The sequence below is a fragment of the Neobacillus camarae genome (assembly GCF_054950115.1).
Genome location: NZ_JBUCKX010000001.1, coordinates 1,685,639 through 1,692,385 on the forward strand (window position 1 = coordinate 1,685,639; position 6,747 = coordinate 1,692,385).

8 protein-coding genes and 1 riboswitch are annotated in these 6,747 nt (G+C 38.8%); of the genes, 6 read left to right on the forward strand and 2 right to left on the reverse strand.

What is annotated here, in order from left to right; genetic code table 11:
- Positions 1 to 182: 182 nt before the first annotated feature.
- The gene (locus ACY8D0_RS07740; RefSeq protein ID WP_462409897.1) at positions 183 to 833 is read right to left on the reverse strand and encodes a response regulator; all 651 of its coding nucleotides are present in this window, start codon (positions 831 to 833) and stop codon (positions 183 to 185) included.
- The gene (locus ACY8D0_RS07745; RefSeq protein ID WP_462409898.1) at positions 834 to 2,024 is read right to left on the reverse strand and encodes a sensor histidine kinase; all 1,191 of its coding nucleotides are present in this window, start codon (positions 2,022 to 2,024) and stop codon (positions 834 to 836) included.
- Between the two features lie 194 nt (positions 2,025 to 2,218).
- Between ACY8D0_RS07745 and ACY8D0_RS07750 the strand changes: the two genes are divergently transcribed.
- The 6 genes from ACY8D0_RS07750 to ACY8D0_RS07775 all read left to right on the forward strand — a co-directional run bounded on the left by ACY8D0_RS07750 (position 2,219) and on the right by ACY8D0_RS07775 (position 6,504).
- On the forward strand, positions 2,219 to 2,731 hold the full coding sequence (locus tag ACY8D0_RS07750; protein ID WP_462409899.1) for a DUF1700 domain-containing protein: 513 nt from the start codon (positions 2,219 to 2,221) through the stop codon (positions 2,729 to 2,731).
- Positions 2,732 to 2,734: 3 nt separating this feature from the next.
- Positions 2,735 to 3,694: a DUF4097 family beta strand repeat-containing protein gene (locus ACY8D0_RS07755; RefSeq protein ID WP_462409900.1), complete on the forward strand. Its 960-nt coding sequence runs from the start codon at positions 2,735 to 2,737 to the stop codon at positions 3,692 to 3,694.
- Between the two features lie 123 nt (positions 3,695 to 3,817).
- Entirely contained in the window at positions 3,818 to 4,411 is a 594-nt protein-coding gene (locus tag ACY8D0_RS07760) for a GNAT family N-acetyltransferase (RefSeq protein WP_462409901.1), read from the forward strand.
- Positions 4,412 to 4,494: 83 nt separating this feature from the next.
- A riboswitch (cyclic di-GMP riboswitch) is annotated at positions 4,495 to 4,578 on the forward strand.
- 29 nt (positions 4,579 to 4,607) lie between these two features.
- Positions 4,608 to 4,829 carry a hypothetical protein gene (locus ACY8D0_RS07765; protein WP_462409902.1) on the forward strand — a complete coding sequence of 74 codons (222 nt, stop codon included), beginning with the start codon at positions 4,608 to 4,610 and terminating at the stop codon, positions 4,827 to 4,829.
- A gap of 303 nt (positions 4,830 to 5,132) precedes the next feature.
- Positions 5,133 to 6,017 carry a PAS domain-containing protein gene (locus tag ACY8D0_RS07770; RefSeq protein WP_462409903.1) on the forward strand — a complete coding sequence of 295 codons (885 nt, stop codon included), beginning with the start codon at positions 5,133 to 5,135 and terminating at the stop codon, positions 6,015 to 6,017.
- Positions 6,018 to 6,207: 190 nt separating this feature from the next.
- Positions 6,208 to 6,504 carry a YciI family protein gene (locus tag ACY8D0_RS07775; protein ID WP_462409904.1) on the forward strand — a complete coding sequence of 99 codons (297 nt, stop codon included), beginning with the start codon at positions 6,208 to 6,210 and terminating at the stop codon, positions 6,502 to 6,504.
- The last annotated feature ends 243 nt before the right edge of the window (positions 6,505 to 6,747 follow it).

Sequence of the window (6,747 nt, forward strand, 5' to 3'; positions counted from 1 at the left end):
CATTGATAAAAAAGGCAATAGAGCACAAAAATACGCGGAATCAATCGGTTCTGGGTGCAGTTCTTACCTTTCTAATATTTTTTATCTTTATGTATTTCTTTGCAGGTCTTCATTGAAAATCTAGGAAAAAAGAAAAACAAACCATCTAGTCATTGGATGGTTTGTTTTTCATACCAAGAACCTTAAATTAACCCCTCTTGCTGTGCTTTTAACGCCGCCTGGAATCGATCCTTCACATCTAATTTATGGTAGATGCTAGAAATATAGTTTTTAACCGTTCCCTCTGATAAAAACAGCTTTTCTGCAATATTCTTATTGCTTAGACCTTGTGCTATACACTCTAACACGTCTTCCTCACGTTCTGTTAACTCGTATTGATTTTTGTTACTTTGAACGTCGGGAGCTGGATGGCTGTTAATCTGCTGGACAAGCAGCTTGGCCAAATCCTGTGGAAGCAAAGTCCCGCCTTTATGGATTAACTTGATGCCAGCAATCAAATCCTTTGGATGAATGGCTTTCAACAAATAACCTTCTGCTCCAAGCGATAAGGCTTCAATCACATGATGGACCTCCTGGAAGGTGGTTAACATCATCACCTTGATATCCGGCCAGCGCTGTTTAATGACCTTAGTAGCAGAAATTCCATCCATTACCGGCATGTTGATATCCATCAATATGGTACTGGGGCTAAGCTGTTCACATAACGTGATGGCTTCAGCACCATTTTCCGCCAACCCCACAATTTCAATTTCATTATCCATATCTAACACGATGGATAAACTTTCACGTATCAGCTCTTGATCATCCGCTATGACTAGTTTAATCCCGCTCATTTAGGCAACCCCCTTTATAGGAACCGTAATGGTAAGTTTTACTCCACGATCGTTTCCACTTGTGATTTCAAGATTTCCATGCAACTCCCCAATCCGTTCTTTCATCGCGGTTAGGCCGAAGCCAGGCTGAGAATCCTCCATAGGACTTCCATCGTTTTCAATGGTTAAAACAATGTCCGAGGCGGTAAAAAGACAATCAATCATTATCTTTGAAGCGCTGCCATGCCTTTTAGCATTGGTGAGTGCCTCTTGAAGGCAGCGGATGAACACGAGTTTTATATTTTTGGAAATAGGCATCTCTTTGCCATGTAAGTGGAACTGTACATCGGTATCGGTATTTTCTTTAAAATTAGCCGCAATCTGATGTAAAAGGAAAGACAATCGCTCTTCATTTTCCTCTGGCGCAATTTGATGAATGTGCTTTCGAATATCATCTAAGCCTTTACGAGAAACATTCGCTAGCATTTCTATTTTCTTTTTTGCTTTCTCCACATCGGTTTCCAGCAAATACGATACCGCATCTAGTCCAACAGTAACTGAAGTAAAATGATGGCCAATCGTGTCGTGCAGCTCTTGAGCCAGCCGGTTCCGTTCTTGAAGCAGCGTGACCTTCTCAATTTGCTCGGCATATTGCTGAAGCACCCGATATTGCTCTTGGATTAATTTATATTGTTTACTATTTTCTTCGATCATCCGTTTGGTCCGTTGCTGCGACTGAATGACATAGTTAAAACAGGCCCCAAAGCCGAAAAAGATAAAGATATCGATGTACTGCATCAGATAGGTGGCTGTGTCAGTAGTCCATAAACGCGGGATCGGGAAGACAATAAAAAATAAGGGAAAGGTCCACTTCGCCGTCTGTTTGGTGGCAAGGTAACCGATCATTAAGAAAGTCATGATGACGGTAGAGGTGCCAAGGTCAAATTGTCGCACGATATTAAAATAAATGGCAGCTCCGCCTGTCACTATCAGTTCGGCAACAGGGTAGAAGATCGGATTTTTGTAGCCGGGCCTCCAAAAAATATGGGGGACAATATAGGAAACTGTTAATATACCGATAAAAACGAAAAAAGATAACCCTCCTGATTCTTCCCTATGAAGAATAAAGTAAAGAACACCAGAAAGATACCAGCATAGTCTTAGGAAAAAAATAAACCAGTCCACCCAGATCCAATTATGGTCTGTCTTCATGTTACGCCCCACCCCTGATACTTTTTACCTATCCTTACCTATCTTACAAGAATTTGGACATTAGTCATAGCCTAAAAATAAAGAATTTTATTAAAAAGGCTGTAATTAGCTTTATTTTATGACTGGCTGCACTACGGTCATATGACTTTTTCTTTGTATGATAAGGCCATAGGGTAAAGAAAGGAACGAAGAACATGAATAAAGAAGAAATGCTCCAAGAGTTAGATGAGCGATTAAAAGGGCTGCCGCTTGAGGACCGGGTAAAACTGGTTGAACTATATAAGGATCTAATGGAAGTGGCAAATGAAAATCGATTAGCGGACCCCAAATTATCCGCGACATTAGAAGATACCTATCCGTTGCCGAGCGATACTGAAAAAGATCCTTACCGTAATATGGGTCGAATCATTCTGGCATCCCTCAGTTTATTTTTCTTTAATCTCATTTTTGTATTAGGTCCTGTACTTGCGATTTTTGGAGTTTATTTGTCACTATGCATCGTAGCAATTTGCTTTGTATTATCCCCGCTATTTGTCCTGACACAGGTGTTTATGGGCGGATTTACAAACTTCGAGTTATTTTTATCGTTGATTGTTTGCGGAGTAGGAGTGGCTCTCGGAGCAGGTATGGCTATAGCTGGGAAAGGTTTCTACAAGCTTTTAAGTAAATACGTAAACTGGAATAGTAGACTAATAAAAGGAGAATAAAAAATGAGAAAATTAATGTACGGGGCGTTAGCATTAGTAATAATTGGAGTGGTTGGTGTGATTATGTCCATCAACACTTCCGGTGCGGAGGCATTTACATTCAGTTCTGTGGGTGTTCATCAATCAAAAGAGGCATCAGCCGAAGGAATCCGAAATGTACGCATTGAATCACCAACTGTCGATGTCAAGCTTGTGTCAACTAACGGAGATAAGATTGAAGCAGAATTTTCAGGAAAAGCAGGGAAAAAGAGTAAAAATCTTTATAAGCTAGATATGGCCAAAGACGGCAATACCCTTAAAATCACAATGGATAAGGAAGATAAGTTTCAATTTATGATGTTTAACTTTACCAAGGTAGAACTAAATGTCAAAGTGCCAGAAAAAGTTTATGATTCGATTGAAATCAAGGCGGCATCCGGTGATATAAACTTAGAGGAAATTCAAGGAAAAGTCATAACGATTGAAACACAATCAGGGGATATTAAAGCTACAGACGCAGTGGCCGAAGATCATTTTGTGCTTCATGCATCTAGTGGAGACATCGTGGCTTCTGAAAATCGCTCCAATCAAATGGAGTTTGTAACAAGCAGCGGCGATATTACGATAAACAATAACGAGGCCAAGGGAACTGATTTAGTTACTAGCAGTGGTGATATTGTATCAGGGAATACGGTATCCGAGGACATCAAGATGAATACTTCTTCTGGAGACATTGTTGCAAAAATGAAAGAAATGAAGGGGAATGTCGAGTTGGAAGCTAGCAGCGGTGATATCGATGTGAGTTTCACCAAATCACCGACCTCATTGAAAGTGGATTACAAAACGAGTTCAGGTGATGGAATAGCCCATTTAGACGAGATGAATTACTCAGAGAAGTCAGAACATCGAATCGTTGGAAAAATCGGAGACGGCAAGGTTACATTAACAGCGAGAACAAGTTCAGGTGATTTTACTATTCGATGATACCTGCTCAACCATTAAATCCGGCTTTTACAGTAAGCCGGTTTTTTTGTGTGAACTGAGCAGCTGGTGTAAGCAGGTATTGTTTCATAGAGTGGCGAAATTAATTCCCTATAAAGGGAGAGGATGCTATTGGAAACAGAAATAATCTTAAATGGGGAGTCCATTTCTCTTATTCCACTAAAAGTTAAGTATAAGGAACCATTATTTGAGGCTTTAAATAGTCCTGATATTTGGGAATATACCTGGCGGCAAGTGAAAACAGTGGAGGATCTAGAGCAAATAATAATGACAGCGATGGACAACAAAAAGGCAGGAAAGCAAATCCCTTTTGTTATAAAGGATAAACTGACAGGAAAAATAATCGGAACGACTAGAATTGGTGATATTGATTTGGTTAATCGCAATGTGGAGATCGGTTGGACCTGGCTTTCACCAGAAGTTTGGAGAACCAACGTAAACACAGAATGCAAATATTTATTATTAAAGTATTGCTTTGAAGAACTAAACGTCATTCGGGTTCAATTTTCGGTTAGTGGACAAAACTTACGATCTCAAAAGGCAGTCGAGCGAATAGGGGCAACAAAAGAGGGAACTTTTCGAAAACATAGAATCAAACCAGATGGTACCATACACGACAATATATTCTACAGTATAGTGGATGATGAATGGGAGTCAGTAAAAGAAAGATTGATGTATTTATTAGAGAAAAAATATTGATTACTAATTAACACTTTTTTAGAATTTTTGTTTTCAATTATTGTAAAAATGTAATATAATTTTAATAATAAAATAATTATTTTAATAGAAAAAGGCAAACCACTCGAAAGATTGGGACGCAAAGCTTCAGGTCTAAGGTGTTACACTATGACGGCTGAGTTGCCTAAAATAGAACATATTTTAGGGGTGTATCTTTGTGGCAGCTCTTGCTTATGAACAAGAACCATATTTTGATGTTAGAGTACTAAGTGATGAAAATCTAGTAGAGTTATATGTTAATTCTATACTGGAAAAGTATGATCATGATGTAAAAGTTTTGGAAGAAGAATTATTGGTAAGAAGGTTATTTTTGGTCGCCTTAGAATGGTATGATAATAAAAAAAGCGTTTTTCGCTTAAGTAAAGGGATTCTAAGTTAACTATCTGATCTGGCAGAAAAATAGCTCCGGAACCAAAAATGCAAATGGCAGTCTTAAACAAGGCTTGGATAAGCTTAAATTAACAAAAAAGTGCAATGGTTTATTATAGCCGCTGCACTTTTTTGTTTGGACATTTCTTCTGGAGCAATGGAGATGGGAACAAAATTACTGAAGCTCAACATGGAGAAATTTCAATCGAAAGTGAAATCACCCGGATACTAGGATCGGGAAAAAATATCCTTTGTTTTACGTTATAAGATGAAATATAATGGTAGAATCAAATTTAATCGGAGTCTAGTTAACATGCAGGAAATATCGGATATTCAGCAAATGTTCTCGTTAATATCAGAAAAGTCCCTAAACATTATCTCATCTATTTCAGCTGATGGAGTATTCACTTATATCTCTCCCAATGTGAAGGCATTACTTGGATATACTCCAGATGAAGTTGTTGGGAAACCCGCAGCATCTTTTAACCACCCTGGAACCAATACAAAATTTCTAGAGCATCGCGATTCGTTGTACGTCGATCAGGATACGGTACGATTTACCGGTCAAGTTCGGCATAAAAATGGAGAATATCGGTGGTATGAGACTACAGCTCAATATATCCGCAACCATTCAGGAGATATCATACAAACCATTGGGGTGGGGCAGGACATTACAGACCGTAAAGAAACAGACGAGACAATTGCCTACTATGCCTATCATGACAGTGAAACTAAATTGCCAAATCGGCGTTTGTTTAAGAGACGCCTCCGTCTACTTTTAGAGGAATCTAAAAGTGAATGTCATGGACTGATGTTGCTTGATTTGGATGGTTTTAAGCACGTCAACGATACTTTTGGCCACGATATTGGTGACCAACTTCTTATAGAAGCGGCAAAAAGGTTGACATTCGCAGTGGGAGACAAGGGTTTTGCCGCCCGTTGGGGTGGTGACGAGTTCACGGTTTTTCAAGCGGATGTTAAATGCCGGGCTGATTTTACTTCTCTAGTTGAGCGGATTAAGGAGGTAATCTCCGAACCATTTAAAATATCGGGCCATACGATTTGCATTGCAGCAAGTATTGGTGTGGCATTTTCTCAAGAGGATGGGGAAACGGTCGAAGAGCTGATAAAAAATGCGGATTCGGCGATGTATCGTGCCAAAAATCAGGCGAAAGGTTTGAATGGTTCTCATAACTAACAAGGACTCGTCGATATTCCAAAAGCCAAAATCGATAAAAACCGTTTGACGAAAGCAATAAATTAATAGGATACGGAAAATTGGCGGGCTAGTATGCCTGCTTTTTTTGTGGGCGTTTTAATAAAGGAAATGGACGCGAATAAGTCGAATTTTTTTATTAAATAACTGATGAATTAGGGGAGTAACTAGGATGGAACAATTTGTATACTTAATCAAACCAACACGGCCAGATTTTTTGGAAACCATGACAAAGGAAGAATCAGAAATCATGGGACATCATTTTGAGTATCTTCAAGGCCTTTTAGATGAAGGCAAGCTAATTTTGGCGGGACCTTGTCTAGATGGTGCATTCGGCATTGTTGTCTTTCAGGTTGAATCCATGGAAGCCGCTTATAAAATGATGGAAAATGACCCATCTGTCTTACAGGGAATCATGACGGCAGAAATTCATCCGTATAGAGTTTCACTTATCAATAACAAATTATAAGGGTTAAGGACAACGGAATTGTTTTATAAGTTATTGGTTTTTTACGGTGGATTCATTTCATATATGATCTGGAAATATTGAAGACTGACTCAAAAAATAAGTAGTTCCGTTTCTGTGGAGAACATTCGAAATGGCATACTATAATAGCAGACCAATTCACCTATGATTTGGTATCTTCCTTATCCTTTTATAACAATGGTTATGGATTTTAACATATGAATTAGTATACAGCTAACAGATAAT